Annotated in this window: 16 protein-coding genes and 1 rRNA gene; 6 read left to right on the forward strand and 11 right to left on the reverse strand. The window is 58.4% G+C overall.

All coding sequences use genetic code 11. The features are described from left to right. Positions 1 to 41: 41 nt before the first annotated feature. The 3 genes from pvrR to JQ845_RS03225 form a co-directional block, all read right to left on the reverse strand. The gene (gene pvrR, locus JQ845_RS03215) at positions 42 to 1,238 is read right to left on the reverse strand and encodes a response regulator cyclic di-GMP phosphodiesterase PvrR (protein ID WP_203008229.1); all 1,197 of its coding nucleotides are present in this window, start codon (positions 1,236 to 1,238) and stop codon (positions 42 to 44) included. Continuing rightward, complete coding sequence (locus JQ845_RS03220; protein WP_203008231.1) at positions 1,189 to 4,020, reverse strand: ATP-binding protein; 2,832 nt, start codon at positions 4,018 to 4,020, stop codon at positions 1,189 to 1,191. The genes pvrR and JQ845_RS03220 overlap by 50 nt, the downstream gene beginning before the upstream one ends. A 125-nt stretch (positions 4,021 to 4,145) precedes the next feature. Then, positions 4,146 to 5,030 carry a Dyp-type peroxidase gene (locus JQ845_RS03225; RefSeq protein WP_127196079.1) on the reverse strand — a complete coding sequence of 295 codons (885 nt, stop codon included), beginning with the start codon at positions 5,028 to 5,030 and terminating at the stop codon, positions 4,146 to 4,148. 215 nt (positions 5,031 to 5,245) lie between these two features. Between JQ845_RS03225 and JQ845_RS03230 the strand changes: the two genes are divergently transcribed. Continuing rightward, entirely contained in the window at positions 5,246 to 5,470 is a 225-nt protein-coding gene (locus tag JQ845_RS03230) for a DUF6555 family protein (RefSeq protein ID WP_003439751.1), read from the forward strand. Between the two features lie 55 nt (positions 5,471 to 5,525). Here the strand turns inward: JQ845_RS03230 and JQ845_RS03235 are convergent, their stop codons facing one another. Beyond that, positions 5,526 to 5,690 carry a metallothionein gene (locus JQ845_RS03235; protein WP_127196080.1) on the reverse strand — a complete coding sequence of 55 codons (165 nt, stop codon included), beginning with the start codon at positions 5,688 to 5,690 and terminating at the stop codon, positions 5,526 to 5,528. Between the two features lie 181 nt (positions 5,691 to 5,871). Between JQ845_RS03235 and JQ845_RS03240 the strand changes: the two genes are divergently transcribed. Beyond that, entirely contained in the window at positions 5,872 to 7,290 is a 1,419-nt protein-coding gene (locus JQ845_RS03240) for a short-chain fatty acid transporter (RefSeq protein ID WP_010657332.1), read from the forward strand. Positions 7,291 to 7,378: 88 nt separating this feature from the next. Here JQ845_RS03240 and can read toward each other — a convergent pair whose 3' ends face one another. Further along, the gene (gene can, locus JQ845_RS03245) at positions 7,379 to 8,023 is read right to left on the reverse strand and encodes a carbonate dehydratase (RefSeq protein ID WP_003439749.1); all 645 of its coding nucleotides are present in this window, start codon (positions 8,021 to 8,023) and stop codon (positions 7,379 to 7,381) included. A gap of 120 nt (positions 8,024 to 8,143) precedes the next feature. Between can and JQ845_RS03250 the strand changes: the two genes are divergently transcribed. Further along, positions 8,144 to 8,560, forward strand: a complete 417-nt coding sequence (locus tag JQ845_RS03250; RefSeq protein WP_127196081.1) for a serine kinase/phosphatase — start codon at positions 8,144 to 8,146, stop codon at positions 8,558 to 8,560. A gap of 116 nt (positions 8,561 to 8,676) precedes the next feature. Here the strand turns inward: JQ845_RS03250 and rimI are convergent, their stop codons facing one another. Both rimI and JQ845_RS03260 read right to left on the reverse strand, forming a co-directional pair. Continuing rightward, the gene (rimI, locus tag JQ845_RS03255; RefSeq protein WP_003439747.1) at positions 8,677 to 9,129 is read right to left on the reverse strand and encodes a ribosomal protein S18-alanine N-acetyltransferase; all 453 of its coding nucleotides are present in this window, start codon (positions 9,127 to 9,129) and stop codon (positions 8,677 to 8,679) included. Continuing rightward, positions 9,122 to 9,898, reverse strand: a complete 777-nt coding sequence (locus tag JQ845_RS03260) for a hypothetical protein (RefSeq protein WP_003439745.1) — start codon at positions 9,896 to 9,898, stop codon at positions 9,122 to 9,124. The genes rimI and JQ845_RS03260 overlap by 8 nt, the downstream gene beginning before the upstream one ends. A gap of 177 nt (positions 9,899 to 10,075) precedes the next feature. Here JQ845_RS03260 and mksB point away from each other — a divergent pair, with 177 nt between their 5' ends. From mksB to mksF, 3 genes are read left to right on the forward strand one after another with little or no spacing between them, the layout of a single operon-like run. Continuing rightward, positions 10,076 to 11,353, forward strand: a complete 1,278-nt coding sequence (mksB, locus tag JQ845_RS03265) for an Mks condensin complex protein MksB (protein WP_003439744.1) — start codon at positions 10,076 to 10,078, stop codon at positions 11,351 to 11,353. Then, positions 11,343 to 12,005: an Mks condensin complex protein MksE gene (gene mksE, locus JQ845_RS03270; RefSeq protein WP_003439743.1), complete on the forward strand. Its 663-nt coding sequence runs from the start codon at positions 11,343 to 11,345 to the stop codon at positions 12,003 to 12,005. Before mksB ends, mksE begins: the two co-directional genes overlap by 11 nt. Continuing rightward, positions 12,002 to 14,842 (forward strand): Mks condensin complex protein MksF, encoded by a 2,841-nt coding sequence (mksF, locus tag JQ845_RS03275; RefSeq protein WP_203008240.1) that lies wholly within the window; start codon positions 12,002 to 12,004, stop codon positions 14,840 to 14,842. The genes mksE and mksF overlap by 4 nt, the downstream gene beginning before the upstream one ends. A gap of 75 nt (positions 14,843 to 14,917) precedes the next feature. On the opposite strand, the gene JQ845_RS03280 is transcribed toward mksF, so the two are convergent. The 4 genes from JQ845_RS03280 to rrf form a co-directional block, all read right to left on the reverse strand. Beyond that, complete coding sequence (locus JQ845_RS03280; protein WP_010657337.1) at positions 14,918 to 17,221, reverse strand: PqiB family protein; 2,304 nt, start codon at positions 17,219 to 17,221, stop codon at positions 14,918 to 14,920. After that, positions 17,214 to 17,837, reverse strand: a complete 624-nt coding sequence (locus tag JQ845_RS03285; protein WP_003439738.1) for a paraquat-inducible protein A — start codon at positions 17,835 to 17,837, stop codon at positions 17,214 to 17,216. Before JQ845_RS03285 ends, JQ845_RS03280 begins: the two co-directional genes overlap by 8 nt. Beyond that, positions 17,824 to 18,483, reverse strand: coding sequence for a paraquat-inducible protein A (locus tag JQ845_RS03290; protein ID WP_003439736.1), 660 nt, complete (start codon positions 18,481 to 18,483; stop codon positions 17,824 to 17,826). Before JQ845_RS03290 ends, JQ845_RS03285 begins: the two co-directional genes overlap by 14 nt. A gap of 210 nt (positions 18,484 to 18,693) precedes the next feature. After that, positions 18,694 to 18,808: ribosomal RNA gene (gene rrf, locus JQ845_RS03295) — 5S ribosomal RNA — on the reverse strand.

Here is an 18,808-nt window from a genome sequence, read left to right on the forward strand (position 1 = left end):
CATATTGATGACGCAACTAAAGCGGGAATGCCCTGCAGGGGCTAGTTGCAGGTTGGCCAGGAGCTGTCTTCGAGCAACAGGGTTTCGAAGTCTGTGCATGAGACGGCGCCGCAGATCAGGAATCCCTGGGCCTGATCACACTCAATGCTACGCAAGAATGCAAGTTCTGCCTGTGTCTCGACCCCTTCAGCAACCACCGTCAGGCCCAGCTTTCGGCTCAGCTCCACGAGACTGCGCAGGGCTGAGGCCAGATTTTCATTTTCAACACAGCCATGCACCAGCGAACGGTCGATCTTGAGTTCGCTGAAGGGGGTTGAGACCAGGTTGAAATAGGAACTGAAACCCTTGCCGAAGTCATCCTGGGCCAGGCCAAAACCCATCATGCGCAAGCGACAGGCGCCAGCATAGTAGTTACTGAGCTCTTCTGTGGTTGAGCTTTCCATCAGCTCAAACACGATGCTGCGCGGCTCGCCGCCATCGGCCATCACATAATCGCGCAAGCGGTCGGCCAGATCGTGGTTGTCCAGCAAGTGAGTAGGCAAATTGATCGAAACCGGGATATCCCAGCCCTGCTCGCGCCACTTTCTTTGTGCCTGCAATGTTTGCTCGAGCATCAGCCACAGCAGTCGCTCCTCCAGCCCCTGGTTGATCAAGAGCGCAAGAAAGTCCTTGGGCAATAACAGCCCGACTTCGGGGTGAGCCCAACGGACCAGCGCTTCAGCGCTGAGAATATTGCCGTCGCGCAGAGACTTCTTGGGCTGGAACCACGCCTGGATCTGGCCGTTGCCCATGGCCATTTCGATACTTTGCGGATCGACCTGTATACCCTGCGCAGGGTCCATGGCGCCGTTGAGCCGGAAGATCGCCATACGCTCTTTCAAACGCATGACGGCATTGATTTCCACCGGCTTGGAAATCAGGCCGACCACTGTAATACCCAGGTTTTTCGCCGCCAGGCCCGCACTGATCAACATTCGCCGCGACGAGGCACTCATCAGCGCCAGCGCCGGTGTTTTTTTCAGGGCCGCAATCCTCTGGATCAATTGCACGCCATCCATGCCCGGCATCAGCAAATCGCTGAGCAGCAGGTCATAGTCATTACGGGCCAGGCATTGCAGGGCACCCGCGCCGTCCCAAACGGTGTCAACTGCAAAGCCCCCCACTTCGCTGAATACATTCAGTAAATACTCATGCTGAAAGGGATGATCCTCGACGACCAGTACACGATAGGGCTTCACTGGATCCTCCTTTAAAGTGCTGAAGACAGTTGTATAGGGTGTGCAACGTGAAAGGCTTGATCAGGCAGTGATTCATCCCGGCGTTCAGGCAACGCTCGGAGTCGTCGGGCATGGCCTTGGCCGTTGCTCCGATGATTGGCTCAGTAATATTCATGGCCCGTAACCGGGTGGCCAGCTCATAACCGTTCATTCTTGGCATGTTGACGTCGGTCAAAATCAGATCGAATGTCCCGTGCTGCCAGAGCTCGAGCGCCTCCAGACCATCACTGGCCAATGTCACTGTGCAGCCCAGCTCCTGGAGCTGGTCACGCAAAATCAGCTGATTGATGACGTTGTCTTCCGCAACCAGGATTCGTAATCCGAGATTGAGCTCTGCCCTGGCGGCTCCCGTTTTTAAATGACTGTCTGTGCGCATGCCCTGCGCCTCGCACAGGGCGCGGTATACGTCCTGCAAGCTGTTGAGGTCGGCGTGCCAGCAAGGATTGGCAGTCGAGAGTGGCTGCGAACTGTGACTGGCGGCCACCACCAGCGGCCCCGTCCAGTCGGGCTCCAGCAATTGCCGGGCACAGCCCGGGTGCAGTTCCAGCAACACCCCATCGTCACAGGCATCGCCCTGCTTCGGGGCTCCCAGATGAGCCCGTGCGCCCCAGCGTCGTAACCAGGCGCAATAACATTCAGCCAGCTCGCGCAGGGGCGATACCACATACACAACACTGGAAGACAATTTGCCCAAGGGGCTCAGGCGCGAAGGGGCCTTGACCTGTACCAAGGGCAAATGCAGGGTAAAGCTGCTGCCCAGGCCCGGCTCGCTGACCAACCGCATGGTGCCGTTCATCAAGTGCATGAGACGCTTGCAGATAGAAAGCCCAAGCCCCGTACCCGCGACCACGTGCTTGGCAGACTCCACTTGATAAAAGGGCTCGAACAAGTGGGCCTGTTCTTCATGGGCGATCCCTTTACCGGTATCCGAAACCTGCCAGTGCAACATGACCCGCTCATCATCGCGGCTGTCCATTTTCAGGCGCAGCACGACTTTTCCGTAGTCGGTGAATTTCAGGGCGTTGTTGAGCAGGTTGTTGAGGATCTGGCGGATGCGGGTGACATCCCCGCTGAGCCACTCGGGCACCGTCGAATCAATCAGGGCAAACAGCTGCAGGCCCTTGGCCTGAGCAGCACCGCTGTATCCCTGAATCACCTCCTCTATCAATTCCATCGGGCTGAAGGTGTTGAGCTCAAGCTGTAGTTGGCCCGCCTCGATACGCGACACATCCAGTACGTCGCAAATCAGCTGCAACAGATTGCCGGAAGAGCGTTCGATGGCTTTTAAATAGTTGTTCTGCTGATCGTTGAGATCGGTGCGCGCCAGCAATTCAAGGGTGCCTAAAACACCATACAAAGGCGTACGGATTTCATGGCTCATGGTAGCCAGAAACAAGGTTTTGGCCTCATTGGCCCGATCCGCCAGCTGCCGGGCACGCTCCAGCGTCACTTCTATCTGTTTGCGCGCACTTATGTCGCTGAACGCACAAATCAGCACGTCTTCACTCTTGTAACGGGTCGGTGCAAACGCGAGGTAAAGAAGACGACCATCTTCCATCTCGATTTCATCGCTGTTGCTCAGCTCGGACTCGTCGAAAGCGCGATGAATCCAGCCATGGCACAGCTTGCCACGCTCACTGCTACTGCCCAGCCACTGTTGCGAAAGCGAGTTTTCCAGCACCACCGTGCCGTCCGTGCGGCGAATGACGCACAAGGCGACCGGCGCGACCTGCAAGGCAGCTCGACTGAAGGCCTCACTTTCAACCAGCGCCTGGATACGGTTTTCACCCGGAGTAATCAGGCGCCGGTCGATGCGCACGATCAAAAAGCGCAGCCCGATGCAGACAGCAATGAACAGCAGCACACAAACCGCCAAAGGCCAGCCCAATACTGGCAGCAACGATTTAATGTCCACGGCATAGACGATTTGCCAGCCTGAATAACCCAGTTTTTTGCGGATCGCCAGGCTGTCGGGCAACCACCCTGAACCAATAAAGCCAAACGAGTTTCTGGCTTCCAGGGCGTGTAATGAATCCACCAGGGTGGACTGCGCGGCATTGGTGAAAATGATCTGCCCCTGACCGTCCAGCAACATGAAATCGCCAGCGCTATCACTGCGTAAAGCCTCGATCAGGTCCGGGACCTCAACTTCAATGCCCAACCAGCCGGAAGACAGGTTGCGGCTATCAAGGCGTGCGAATAAATAGAACGGGGAGTCCAGGACCTTGTTGTCGGTCAGCCAGAGGTCATCATCAAAGGAATATGCCCTGTCGCCCTCCTCGGCCAGACGTTGCAGGACCACCCGGGGCAAGAGGGGGTCCAGACCGGGGGATGCGTCAAACAGACGTACCACCTGGGGTTGATCGGCTGGCGGGACGTACAGCAGATTGACTTTGCTCTCGTACAGATAGTCCATCATGCGTCGGGTCAGCCACAGGCTCCAATGGCCCGCTTCACTGCCCAGACTGATTTTTATCTCTTCCAGCGGATCGACACTGTCAGGCGTTTGAGACAGTGCGGTGTCCGGCACCGTTGCCAGGACCAGACTTTTGAGCAAGGTCTGGCGGCTGACGAAAAAATCCTGAGCGTTGAACACTGCCTCGTTCATGACGCTGCGGCGCTGGGATACTTCTTCGTTGAAGACTGCCCGCAGGTAAACGAACGAGCTCGCGAAAACCGCAACTAACAGGCCGCAGGCAAAAAGATGGAGAAGTTTTCGGGCGGCTTGGGGAGTGGATTTCATGCCCCAAGCCTGAGGCCGGGGCATGATAAAAATAATCAGACAATTCCTGAAAGCACTCCCCCCCGTAGCAGCTGACGAGGAACCAGGCTGCGTCCGGCGGCGCCTACAAGAAATGCGCTACAGGGTTAAGCCGGGCGAACCGCGCTCAAATCCATACGCCCGTCTTTCATCGGCGGGCACCAGTAATAACCGCCGCTCAATGGCCGGCTATAACGGTACAGGCCGTCAACGATGCCGTCTTCAAGACCGCTCATCCGACGCAACTGAACTTCGAAGGCATTCAGGGTGCGACTGAAGGAGACAAACATCAGCCCGGACTTGCCGTTTTCAGTCCACGGCATGGAACGGCGCACGGTAAAGGCTTCAGGCGAGAAGCTCTCCTGGGCGGTGCGTTTGACGTGGGCCGAAGCCGGTGCATCTTCAAGCTCTTCGTTGTCGCTCAGGCGACGGCCGATGATGTTGTCCTGCTCGGCCTGGGGCAGCGCGGCAAAACCGTTCAGATCATGCTGCCACTGCTGCACCGCGACAAAACAGCCACCGTCCAGGCCCGGGCCGGCATTGGCCACGATGGCCGCTTCTACCGCCGCTTCGTCCACCGGGTTCTCGGTACCGTCTTCATAACCGGTCAGGTCACGGTCGGAGCCGTAGCGGAAGCCTTCGGTTACTTGCAGCACGTTGAACGCAGACGCCAGCGCGGTCTCGATCTTCTGACTGCGATGCAGCAGTTCGCCGCGGTCATCACCCAGCAACCACAGCCACAGTGCGTGCTGGGTCGACGGGTTTTCAACCATGGCATTGAGTGCCGGGAACACCCGCAAACCTTGAACTTTCGCGCCCAGGGCCATTACCAGAGGCGACCCGAAGCCTGCCACTACACTTTTGCCATCCACCCACTGCGACAGAACGTCGAGCGCTGCCGGCAGTGCTTCTACGGACTTGAGGGCAAAAAACATGTAGCGCCCCTGGGAGGGTACGGGTTTGGCGAGGATGCCAGGCTGGTAAAGACTCATAGAAACTCCTTCAGGAAAGCCGGGAGTTTACCCCTGCAGCAGCGCCTTTTCGCAGATCGGGGGGTTATTTTTGTTAAGGGCTACCCTAGGTGTGCATAGCAATGCTGCTCGCTGGCGATACCCGGGTCGAAGAACACCTCGCCCTTTGTCAATTAAACGGAATTTTTTGATGACCAGAGACTCACTTAGAAACCACAGGGAGGTTTTTTTGAATCATGAATTCGGCAAAGCTTTACGTTATTGAATACACACTGCACGGGGCCCCTAAATCTTTCATCATCCGCCTGGCGCGCATGGATAACGCCGTTGCGTGGCATTGGGCCGGGTGTGATGCGGGGGTGGTCCGTATCGGCCGGCCAGGTCGTGAAAACGAGAACAAATCCAGCCGTCTGGAAGTGGAAAAACACGGTGTTGCGGATGTGAAGTGGCGAGCCACTTGAGTCGGCTCTTCGCCAGAGGACTCGCGCAGTGCAGAACTGCGCGAGGTTTGGCTGATTACCCCTTGTCACCACAATGGCAGCCGCTGGAGGTGGCGCACGCCTGGCCTTTGGGGTGATGGTCAGCACAGGCCTGGCAGCAGTAGTGCTTGCCGTCGCGCTCAATGCCATTGGTGCCTACCTTGCAATTACAGTTCGGACAGTCACATGTGTGCTCTTTCATCTTGAACTCCAAGTTGTCTGGTCGTCACAAAGCGACAGGCTTGCCGCTTATAGTCAGTGACTGTAGACCCCGAGCGTTGGTTCACCCTTTATCCCATCGGAAATACCTGCGAATTGATTTATTGTGCACGCCAGGCTGAAACCGGCCCTTCAATAATCATAAGAACACTGAGGTATTTTCCATGGCCGCTGAGATTGCAGACAGCCGCTCTGCCCGCTTTGCCCTGCGCTGCTCGAACTGGGCCGAGCGCTGGTTCCCCGACTCCTGGGTATTTGCCGCCGTTGCCGTGATCACGGTGGCGCTGGCCACAATGGCGATGGGTGCCAAACCCACCGACGCCGCCGTGGCATTCGGCGACGGGTTCTGGAGCCTGATCCCGTTCACCATGCAAATGGCCTTCGTCGTGATTGGCGGCTATGTGGTCGCCAGTTCACCGCCCGCCGTGAAACTCATCGACAAGCTGGCAAAGGTCCCGAAAAACGGGCGCCAGGCAGTGTGCTGGGTGGCCCTGATTTCGATGGTTGCATCCTTGCTCAACTGGGGCCTGTCGCTGGTGTTTGGCGGGCTGCTGGTACGTGCACTGGCCCGGCGTACCAACTTGCGCATGGATTATCGCGCCGCCGGTGCCGCCGCCTACCTGGGGCTGGGTGCAGTCTGGGCTCTGGGCCTGTCGTCATCTGCCGCGCAACTACAGGCCAACCCGGCCAGTCTGCCGCCGTCGATCCTGTCGATTACCGGGGTCATCCCGTTCACTGAAACCATCTTTTTGTGGCAGTCCGGCGTATTGCTGGCGGCGCTGGTGGTGGTCTCGCTGATCGTTGCCTACGCAACGGCTCCGGGCCCGGACTCGGCACGTGATGCCGCCGCCTGCGGAATTGACCCGACCTTCAGCACACCCAAATTGCCCCCGCGTACCCGGCCCGGCGAATGGCTGGAGTACAGCCCGCTGCTGACCATTTTGCTGGTACTGCTGGCTGGCGGTTGGCTGTTTCATGAGTTTTCGACCAAACCGGCGATTAGCGCCATTTCGGGGCTCAACACCTATAACTTCCTGTTCCTGATGCTCGGCGCGCTGCTGCACTGGCGCCCCCGCAGCTTTCTCGATGCGGTAGCCCGCGCGGTGCCCACCACCACTGGCGTGATGATCCAGTTCCCGCTGTATGGTTCGATTGCCGCGTTGATGACGGTGGTCAAAGGCACTGACGGACAAACCCTGGCCCATCACATTTCGTCCTTCTTCGTGCAGATCGCCTCCCATGACACCTATGCCCTGTTGATGGGGGTGTATTCGGCGATATTGGGCTTTTTCATTCCGTCAGGCGGCGGCAAATGGATTATCGAAGCGCCCTATGTGATGCAGGTGGCCAATGATCTGGGATACCACCTGGGCTGGGCCGTACAGATTTACAACGCGGCCGAAGCCTTGCCGAACCTGATCAACCCGTTCTATATGCTGCCGCTACTGGGCGTGCTGGGATTGAAGGCACGGGACCTGATTGGCTTTTCATTCGTGCAACTGCTGGTGCATACGCCCCTGGTGCTGTTTCTGCTGTGGGCGTTGGGGACCACGCTGACCTACGCGCCGCCAGTGATGCCGTAACAGCGAAAAACACTTGCTCGCGATGGCAACCCCGGCGTTCAGGGCTGCCATCGCGAGCAAGCTTGCGGCTACAGGTGGCGGGGGCGTTTCAGACCGCCCCTGCCGGGCGCAAGCGGTATTGCGGCGGCAACTGGTCCAACCCGCTGATGGTGGTGTTCAGGCTTTTCCAGCGGCCGTCCTTGATGCCGTAAATGCAGCCGTGGACCGAGAGCTTCTGCCCGCGATGCCAAGCGTTCTGCACAATGTTGGTGTGACCCACGTTGGCCACTTGCTGGATCACATTGAGCTCGCACAAACGGTCGACGCGCTCTTCCTCGGTCGGCAACAGCGCCAGCATTTCGCGGTTCTCGTAATACAGGTCGCGTATCGAACGCAGCCAGCCGTCGATCAGACCCAGCTGCTGGTCCTTCATCGAAGCCCGCACCCCGCCACAGCCATAGTGGCCGGTGACCAGAATGTGTTTGACCTTCAATACATCCACTGCGTACTGGATGACCGACAGACAGTTGAGGTCGGTGTGCAGCACCACATTGGCCACATTGCGGTGTACGAACAAGTCGCCAGGCAGCATGCCGACGATTTCGTTGGCCGGTACCCGCGCATCCGAACAACCAATCCATAGGTATTCCGGCGTTTGCTGGCGGGCCAGTTTGGCAAAGAATTCGGGATCTTCCTGCTTGATCGCATCTGCCCAGCGTTCGTTGTTATCAATCAGGTCTTGTAGTTCGTTCATGCTGTGAAGCCTCAAGAGTTGATGCGCTGCTTTGACAGCCAACCGCTGGTCGGGGTCACGTGGAATCTTCAGGATCGTCTAGAGTCCACCGTAACAGGACTCACATTATGAGGAATTACCATGACTGATTCACGTCGTCCGTTTGGAGCAGAAGAACCCGAGGACATCGACGATATGGAAGACCGCATGGGCTCGGTTGAACCGCTGGACTTTGACGACCCGCAGGATACCCGCGAGTCGCTGGATGATCTGGTGACCGATGAAGAGTACAAGCGCCATATTGGTGACAATCGCCCGCGCAACCGGGAAATCAGCGGAGCGGCACTGCCGGGCAATGGCTCGGACCCGGATGATCTGGATGCGCAGATGCTGATACCCGAGGACGGAGCACGGGATGCCTACGAGGCAGTGGAAGAACGGGGTGGCGCAGCAGACTGGGATCTGAGCGTGGTCAAGGAAAGTGAAATCGGCGCAGGCCACGGCCTGGACGAAGCGGAGCTGGCAGATATAGATCCGGTGGGGCGTAAACCTGAATGACTTGATCGCTGGCAAGCCAGCTCCCACCCCACCTGCAGGAGCGAGCTGTATGTTGTTAAAAGCTCGCTGGCAAGCCAGCTCCTACCAAGCCAGCTCCTGCAGGGTGGCGGTGCGGTTCAGTCGACCAGGGTGCAGGCCATCACGACTGCATCTTCACGTCCGCCAACCGCCGGATAGTAGTCACGGCGGCGGCCGATTTCGTTAAAGCCATAACGCTCATACAACTTGAACGCAGCCGTGTTGCTGTCGCGCAGCTCCAGGAAACACTCCCGGGCCTTGTTGGCATAGGCAATGGACATCAGGTGCTCGAGCAATTTGAGTCCCAGGCCACGGCCCTGGCTTTCCGGCTTGACGGTGATGTTCAGCAAATGTGCTTCATCGAGGATGATTTGCACCACCCCGTGGCCCACTTGCTGCTCGCCTTCAAACATCAGCCAGATCTGGTATTTCCCCAGACCGTCGAGAAAAATACCGCGGGTCCAGGGGTGGCTGAAGGCGGCGTATTCAATTTTCAATACGGCTTCAAGGTCCGCCTCGGTCATCGGGCGAAAGGTTACAGCGTCACTCATCGTTTTGTTTCCAGCGCGCCATCAGCCGGCGCATGGCTTGCCACACATGCGCTTTGCGTTGTGGCTCATCCATTAAGAGTTCCAGACCCGGCAGCGCCCATGCGCAGCCCAGCCCTTCAATTGCAAGTTCAGTGTTAAACGCTTGCGCGTCTGCCTCACCGGCAAAACGCACCGCTGGCAGCCCCACCAGCCACAAGCAGGCACACTCGGCCTCTTCGAGACGGGCCATGACAAAGCCCTGCACGAATTCCCGTGCGGCTTCCGGCCCCTGGTCGACATTGCCCCGGCGCAACAACGGCCAGCGCACGGGCTCGCCAATGATTTGCGGGCTGTCGGGCAGACCGGCAGCGCGCAACATGTCCTTTAACAATAAATACGCCGGATCACGGCTCTGGAACGCGCTGCCTGTGGGTAACTCCACCAGCACCAGACAACGCCCGGCCCGCAGCAACTGCAAGGCAAAGCGCGGCGGCGGCAGTTGCACCACCTTGGGCGTGACCGGTACCGGTTCGGCTTCAACCACGGGCTTGCTGGCCGCACGCACAGAGATCGAAGGCCGGGGCACTTCGATCTTTGGCCGCTCTGCAGGCGCGCTCGCAGCCGCCACTGCCTTGACCGCAGGCCGCGTAATCACGGGCTCTGCGGGCGGCTCGGGGAGCACCAGCAGCTCGGGCCGCGAAGGCGCGGCAAATGGCAATTCGGTGCGCGGTAACCAGCTGACCACCTGCATGGCAGTCATATACGCGCGGCGGCGGGACTCGTTCAACAAGGGGCGGCCATCTGTGGATAACTAAAGATGGGCAATTCTACCGCCCTTCTGCCCTTCCCGCCCCCAGTTGATGAAAAACGGATGGTCGGCGGGTTGCGCCTCTGATCGTCAAGTGATGACTCGACGGCACGTTGCAGTACAATCGCGAACTTTCATTGCCAATTGACCGGCCCTCCCATGATCGAACCCAAGCGCGTATTACGTGCCCTTGCCGAGCACTGGGCACTCCTTGAGCCTTTGTGTGAACACTTCGACCAAGGCACGTTGAGCCTCAGCGAACTACGTCTGCAATTGGCTATCCATCAAGTGGATAGCACGCCACAGGACATCACCAACGTCCTCGACAGCTGGATCCGGCTGGATATTCTGGTGCCGGTCGCCAAAAGCCCGAACCGCTTTGAGTTAAATGCACAGATCCTCGATTTTCTGGCGTACCTGAGGCGCGAGCACCGCCTTGGCCTGTGCCTGGAGATCGAAGCCTATCTGCGTCATCTGGAGCGTCTGGCGGGGTACATCCAGGATGCGTTCGACATTCGTGACGGTCATGATCTGGCGCGCCAGCTGCGCTTGCTCGATATGCGCGTTCGCGATGTGCTGAAAAAACTCGCCAATGATGAACAGGCCCTGGTCGCGGTAGCCGAGCGGGCCAAGACCAGCGACCGGCAGATCCCGCTGCGCCAGCGTTATGCCGAGGTTCTGGCAACGTGGGACGAATACGTCGAGCCCATGATCCAGCTGGTCAACGCCGACGGTGCTTTCGAGCAAGGCGTGCGCAAGGTTGAAAACGTATTGCTGCGCATGCTCAGCGAGCAACAGCGACTCGGCCATCTGGTGGACGACGACATGTTGCTGCGCACCCATGCGCGGATCCTTGAGATGCAAACCAGCGCCCAGCTGACTTTGCGCCATGCCCGCGAGCTGTTGCTGCCGCTGCGTGAAGAAGCGCGCCGGCACAATGCCGTGACCCGTGGCGCCGCACTGGCGCTGGCAGCCATCCGCCGCAAAGGGCTGGACGCCGTGCCGCAAGCCTCGATGCCGATGTTCACGCGCCCGCAAAGTACCTTTTTGGGCAGCGCCAGTCAGGTGGAGGCCTACGTGTATGCGCTGGCCCGCTTCGAAGCAAAACCGGCACGTTTCCCCAAGGCGCATAAAGCCCACCGGGGCGAAACACCCAAAGCGCCGCGTACGGTCAAGGAAATGCTCGATCGTTGCAGCGACGCGCTGCCAATGCCGGACTTGATGAACTGGCTGCTGGCACAGGAGCCAGACGGTGACACTGACGAGTTGCTGTACTGGTTCTCCCGCCTGTCACGGGAAAAACGCTTCGTGCGCGAACGCCTGGAGCGCCGCGATTATCACACCCACGAACATCTGGTCAGCCTGCGTTCCTTCGCCCTGCTTTCTCGCAACGAAGACGCAACCGAGACTACAGCGAGCCCTCTCCATGCATCTTGATCTGTCAGAACTGTCCCAACTTGCGCCGATCTTTCGCGAGTTGTTCAAGGGTTACCACGTCAGCCGTCGTGACCCGGAGCTGTACGCGCAACTGTCAAACTTTCAGGATCAATACCGCGCCCTGTTCAAGGCACTGGGCTTTGAGCTGGTGTGTGATACCCGCGGCTTTTATTACTTCGTGCCCGACACCGCCACCGCGCAAGTGAACAAGACCGCACAACGCCTGGCACTGTTCACCTTTATCATCGTCGAGCATCTGGCCGATCAGGGTCGCGACCCGATTGCCGTGCTCGATGGTGGCAGCCTGGGCCGCGATGAGCTGCCTGCGCTGCTGGATAAATACCGTGATCTGTTTGTACAGGCGGAGGTCACTTCCCACGAAGAGCTGGAAGAAAAGATCATGCGCCGCATGACCCAGCTCGGATTCGCCAGCGAAGAGCCCGGGATCTACCGTTTTCTGCCGCCGATGCACCGCTTCCTGGATGTTTGCCTGTCGGTTCAGCAAGACCGCGATCTGGCCGCCAGCCTGCACAGCATTCTGCCGCTGCCCACGCCGGTGTTGATCGACGATGACGCTGAGCCCGAGGAAGAGGACGAAGAAGCCGCACTGGCACGCGCCATTGCCGCCGAGCAACAGGAGATGGATGCATGAGCCAGGAACGCTACGGAATACGCCGTTTTGCCTTGTTGAATACCGCCGGTTACAGCCTGGGCCTTTTCCCGCTTGAGCACCCACTGTCGGTGTACGGTGCCAACAACCTCGGCAAATCAGCTTCGATCAATGCCTTGCAGTTCCCGATTCTGGCGCGCATGTCAGACATGAGCTTCGGCAAGTACAGCCTCGAACAGTCGCGCCGCTTCTACTTTGCGTCCGACACCAGCTACATCCTCGTCGAAGTCTCACTGCCCCATGGCCCCCATGTGATCGGCGTGGTCGGCCGTGGCCCGGGTGGCGGCTTCGGTCACCAGTTCTTTGCCTACGCAGGCAAACTGGACCTGGCCCATTATCAGAAAGACGACACCTGCCTGCGGCAGAAGGAGCTGTTCACCAACCTTGAGCGCAATGGTCTCAAGGCCTATGAGCTCAAGCCCGACGAACTGCGCCGTCTGCTGGTGGGCGGGCACACCTCGATTCCGCTGGACCTGACGCTGATCCCGCTGCGTTCCACCAGCGAGCAGAGCATGAAGACGTTCCGCGCCCTGTTTATCAACCTGCTGCACATGCGCGAAATCACTGCGGCCAAGCTCAAGCAACTGTTCCTCGATGCCTTTGAGCACAGCCTGCGTTCGGGCAGCGTCGATTACATTGCCGCCTGTGAAGAAGCCTTCCGCGACGTACGCCGCATGGAGCAGGACTACAACGCGCTGGTGGGCGCCGGGCCTCTGGTGGAAGCGCTGGCCGCCGGTGTTCGCCAGCGTGATCTGCTGCGCGGCAAGCTGCATCGCCTGTCGCCGCTCCTGGATTCTCTGCTCGGCACCTGGCAAGACTACGCCGGGGCACGCAAGGAAGAGTTGCTGATTCAATCCGAGCATTACCGCAACGAACAGGATTCGCTGCAAAACGATCAACGCAGCAGCACCCAGGAACTGATGCGCCTGGAGCGGGAAATCAGCGGTATACAGCGCTGGCTTGGTGAGCTGTCAGTGCTCAAGCACCGCTTTGCCCTGGTTGACGATGTGAAAGTGCTGGAGCAGCAGCTGCTGGCCGCCAAGGATGCCCATGATGAGTTGGCCGGGGCCCTGTCCCAGTCGCGTCAATTCAGCGCCGAGGATCTGGATGAGCGTCTGCGGGATCTGGAAAAACGCCTGAAGTCGGTCAAGCAGCAGCTCGACCACGCCGACAACAACAGCTACGCCCGTCTGCGCGAAGAGTTTTCGCAACAGGATGTAGAGCGCCTGATGCGCCTGTTCAACAGCGCCCTGTTCAGCCTGCCGCTGGGTGAGCACGGCATTGCCCTGGATGACAGCGATGCCTGGGTCAAATCCCTGGAACTGATCCTCGCCGGCTTCAAAGGTGAGCGCTTTGAGGCGCCAGGGCTTAGCATCAATCTTGGCCATATCGAGCCGCCGGCCCTGCAGGCACTGGCGGACCGCGCGGCATTGCGCGAGCACAAAGAGCGTCTGGAAAAAGAACTCAAACAACTGAAAACCCAGCAGGCCGTGACCTCTGACCGGGCGGCGAGCAAGAGCGAAGCTGAATCACTGTATCAACAGGTGCTGGACGCACAAAAGGCGCTGGAAGACTTCCGCCGCAGTCAGACGTTGAGTGCCGAGGAAGGCGAAAAGCTTGAGCAACTGGCCCAGGCCGAAGGTGCGCAAGACGAATTGAAACGCTCCAGCGATGCGTTCACCGAACGGGTGCAACAACTGTCGGCCAAGCTGCAGCTGGTGGGCCGCCAGATCGGCGACATGGAAGCCAAGCAGCGCACCCTGGATGACAGCCTGCGCCGTCGTCAGTTACTGCCTGCCGACCTGCCGTTCGGCACGCCGTTCATGGACCCGGTCGACGACTCGATGGACAACCTGTTGCCGCTGCTCAATGACTATCAGGACAGCTGGCAAAGTCTGCTGCGCAGCGACGGGCAGATCGAAGCCTTATATGCCCAGGTGCGGTTGAAGGGAGTGGCCAAGTTCGACAGCGAAGACGACATGGAGCGCCGCCTGCAACTGCTGATCAACGCTTATGCCCACCGCACCGAAGAAGCCCTGACCCTGGGCAAGGCCCGTCGTGCAGCCGTGACTGACATCGCCCGCACCCTGCGCAATATTCGCAGTGACTACGACAGCCTTGAACACCAGCTGGCGTTGTTCAACCGCGAGATCAACAAGCGTCAGGTCTCCAACCTGCAAAGCTTCCGTATCGTGCTGGCACCGAACAAGGAGGCGCTCAAGCATATCGATCAGATTATCCACAGCGCCGGTCAGTACGAAGAAGGCGAAACCCTGTCGGTGTTCGACCTCAGCCAGAGCGCCGAGCAGGACAACAAGAACGAAGAGGCCAAGGAGTATCTGGCGCGACTGGTAGCGGCAAACCATAACCAGTTGGGGCTCAAGGATTTGTTTGAGCTGGCGTTCGAGATCACCAAGGTCAATGGCCAGCCGGTGATCCATACCGATATCGACGGTGCTGCGTCCAACGGTACGACCATGACCATCAAGGCGCTGACCAACATGTATCTGTTGCTGCACTTGATGGACCGCGATCAGGCCGGGCGCATTCGACTGCCGTACTACCTCGACGAAGCGGCCGACATCGACGAGAAGAACCAGACCGCGCTGCTGGAAACCAGTCTGCAGCTGGGGTTTGTGCCTATCCTGGCCAGTGTCAAGCCGCAGGTCTGTGCCCACGTAGCCATCGACCTTGAAGGCGGCAGCGGCCCGAACGGGATTTACATCGACGAGGATGACTGGAAGTACATTCGTCGCCATGACGAAGTGCAACCGGTCGCTGGCGTACCGGTTCAACAGCCGGAGCTGGATGAGGTCTGAGACCTGAAATGCGCTGCAAACCAAAAGACCGCGATCATTGATCGCGGTCTTTTGCTAAGCGGGTGCAGCTGAAGGCTATTTAGCCAACGGGATTTTCGGTGCCCATTGCAGCCACTCTTCCTCGAACTTGTCGAACAAGGGGAAGGTTTGCTCCGGGCGGGCCTGATTACCCATCTTGCCGTCATCCGGGGTAGCGAATGCGATACCGCCCTGGACCAGGGTCTCCAGGGACTCGGTACGGATTGTGGCGCCTTTGAACAGACCAAAATCGACACCAAAGCCGCTGCTGTTCCAGAAGCGGCTGCCAGTGCGAACCAATGGCGCGTAACGCGGCTCGATCAGGATATGCACCAGTACACGGTCAGCGGTATTGCCCAGCTCGTATCCAGTGACCTTGCCCACCGTAACTTCACGGTAGGTCACGGGTACCCCTTCCTTGAGCGAACCACGGCGTGCCGCACTCAACACCAGGCTTAACCCGGCTTGCGAGACGGCAGCCTCCGGGGCTTGATCCAGAGCGACAAAGCTGGTCTGCGGACCCAGTTGCCGGGCAGCAGGCTGCACTTCTATGTACTGACCGGTGACCAGGGTTTCCAGGTTGGCGGTTTTCATCAATCCAAGCTCGGGTTTGACGACCCAGAATTGACTGCCCACCCGTGCTATCCGCCCCGGCACTTCGGTGATACGGGCCTGGAGCATGACCGACTGCAGGTCGTCACTGAGGTCGATGCTTTCGATCTTGCCTACATCCAGACCTTTGAAACGAATCGGCGTACCGCTGCGCAGCCCGTCGGCACGTGCCACTTTGATTGTTACAGCGACACCTTGCTGCATCGCCGCGTCGCGGTCGGTATACAGGCGGAAACGAGGGATGCGTTTTTGCAGGGGCGCCGCGGCTTCCGGTGTTTCGAATGCAATCCCGCCGGCCATCAGGCTTTGCAGGGACTCACTCTTGACCTGAATCCCCCCGGTCAATCCGCCAGTGAGCGTGATGCCGCTGGCATTCCAGAAACGGGTCGAGGCGTTGACCAGGTTTTCGTATTCTTTCTCGATGTGGACACCAATGACCAACTGCTTCTTGGTGCGGGAGAACTGATAGCTCTGGACCGATCCAACCTTGACCTGCTTGTAGAGAATCGGGCTGCCGACATCCAGTGATCCCAGATTATCGGTGAAGAGCACCATGTGCAGACCCGGTGAGCGCAGATCCAGCGGTGGTGCTTTGGGCCGTGCAATGAATTCGCGTTCCGGGGTGCTGCCTTTGTCTCCCGGGCGAATGGCGATGTAGTTGCCTTTCACCAGAGCTTCCAGCCCCGTAATCCCGGCCAGCGAAATGGAAGGTTTTACCACCCAGAACTGGGTGCCCTGCACCAGGTAATCTTCCGCCAGCGGATCAAGGGCCAGTTCGGCACTGGCACTGGTGAGGTCCGGGTCAACTTTCAAGGCCTTGAGGCTACCGACCTGAATACCTTTGTACATGACCGGTGTACGGCCTGCCTGCAGGCCTTCGAAGTCACTGAGTTTGACTTTGACCTTGATCCCCGCCTGCGCGGCATCAAAGTCCTCATACAGCCGGAACGGCAGATTTGTGTCTGTTGGCGGGCTGTCTTTACGGTTCTCCGGCGTCGCGAAGGCTATGCCTCCGGCAACAATGCTGGCCAGAGACTCACTGCGCACTTTCACCCCTGAAAGGTTGGCGTCGATGCTGATGCCGCTGGCGTTCCAGAAACGTGTGTGTTTGCGCACCAGGTTGGCGTAGGTCGGCTCGATAAAGACTTTGATCTCGACCGTACTCTGATCTTCAGAGAGCACGTAGCTTTTGATCTGACCAACCTGAATCTGTTTGTAAAACACCGGACTGCCCCGGTTCAACGAGCCCAGGCGGTCTGCCTTGAGCGTCAGGTGCAGTCCTGGCTTGGCGTCAGACAGAGGCGGCTCTTGTGACAAGGCCTTGAATTTGCGCGTTGACTCGCCATCTGCCGGGCTGACGGCGATGTAATTGCCGGATACCAGTGTTTCCAGGCCGGTAATACCCGCCAGAGAGACGCTGGGTTTGACCAGCCAGAATCGGGTGTTGGTTCTCAGGTACTGCTCGACGTCTTTATCCATCTCGACGGTGGCAATGACCCCGTTGCTCGGGCCAGCTTCGTCCAGAGCCAAGGTTTTGACCTTGCCCACGGGCATGCCTTTGTAGACCACTTCAGTCTTGTTGGCGACGATGCCTTCGCCACTTTCGAAGCGCACCTGAATGTCGATTCCGGTCTGGGTATAGGCACGCCATCCCAGCCAGCCACCGATGATCAGGGCAATGAGCGGGAGAATCCAGATCGCCGACCAGTTGGAAGCCGGGCGGGTTTTAGCGGTAGGCAAGTCACTCATGGTCGTCGTCCGACTCCGTGTTATCCCAAATCAGTCGGGGATCAAAAGTTACAGCGGCTAGCATTGTTAATACCACCACACTGGCAAAAGCCACCGCACCAAGATTGGCCTCGATGCTGGCTATACGTCCAAAATTCACCACCGCCACCAGAATGGCGATGACAAAAATATCCAGCATTGACCAGCGGCCAATGAATTCGATAAAGCGGTACATGATGATCCGTTGCCGGGCTGACAGCGGCTGACGGCGTTGCACTGAAAACAACAGCAAGGCGATGCCGACGAGCTTGAAGGTTGGCACCAGAATACTGGCCACAAATACCACGGCCGCAATCGGGATCATGCCGTGCTGCACCAGCTCAATGACACCCGCCATGATGGTACTCGGAGAACCCTGGCCCAAAGAGTTGACGGTCATGATGGGCAGCAGGTTGGCCGGAATGTAGAGAATGGCCGAGGTTAACAGCAATGCCCAGGTACGCATAAGGCTGTCGGGACGACGCGCATGTACCAAAGCGCCACATCGGGTACAGCTTTGCTCGTCGGTCTCGGGGTCTTGTCTGTTCAGCTCGTGACACTCGCCACAGATCAAGATACCTGCATCAATCGCCCGCATGGACATCCTCCCCGGATAATGCCTGCCAGATCTGGTGCGGCGACATCACAACTTCCAGCCAGACCTGTACCAGCAATAAGCTGACAAAACAGGTTAAACCAAGACCGAGGCTCAACTCTGCAAGGTCGGACAATTTCACAATCGCCACCAGTACTCCCATCAGGTACACCTCAAGCATGCCCCAATCACGTAAGTGGTGATAAATACGGTAAATGAGCAGCCCGTAGCTACGGCCTATGTTCCAGCGAATGCTGAGTAACACGACGAGCTGGCATAGCAGCTTGAGCAGCGGAATCCCCATGCTGCACAGGAAGACTACAACGGCGATCCCCTGCATGCCGGTATTGAACAGGCCAAGCACACCGCTCCAGACCGTGTCTTGCGACGCCTGGCCCAATAGATTGAGTTGCATGATGGGCAAAAAGTTCGCGGGCACGTAGAGCAGCAAAGCGGCGATCACCAGCGCGAGGCTGCGTTCGACGACTTTGTGCCGATGAGCATAGAGCTCATACCCACAGCGCGGACATTGGGCTTTTTCGCCGAGAGCGAGATGTGGCCTGCGCATCAACAGATCGCACTCGTGGCAGGCCACTAACTCGTCCAGCGGTAGATCTGACACCCTTTGGGGGTCAACCGGATCTGGCATATAGGGAGTCTCGGGCTCAGAAAATGACTGCGCCTATTCTAGTGCGCGGACTACAAAATAACTGTGCATATTTGTAGGACTTGAGCTGCAGGTGAATCTGGGCACGCAGTGCCCGAGTTGCAGCTTGTTGCGGCCAGGCATGTTGCAACTTTTCTCGGCACAAAAACAAACCCCCTGTCTGCGTGAGCAGACAGGGGGTTTGGAATTTAATCTTGACGATGACCTACTCTCACATGGGGAAACCCCACACTACCATCGGCGATGCATCGTTTCACTTCTGAGTTCGGGATGGGATCAGGTGGTTCCAATGCTCTATGGTCGTCAA

The organism is Pseudomonas paraversuta (genome assembly GCF_904063065.1).
Taxonomy (GTDB): domain Bacteria; phylum Pseudomonadota; class Gammaproteobacteria; order Pseudomonadales; family Pseudomonadaceae; genus Aquipseudomonas; species Aquipseudomonas paraversuta.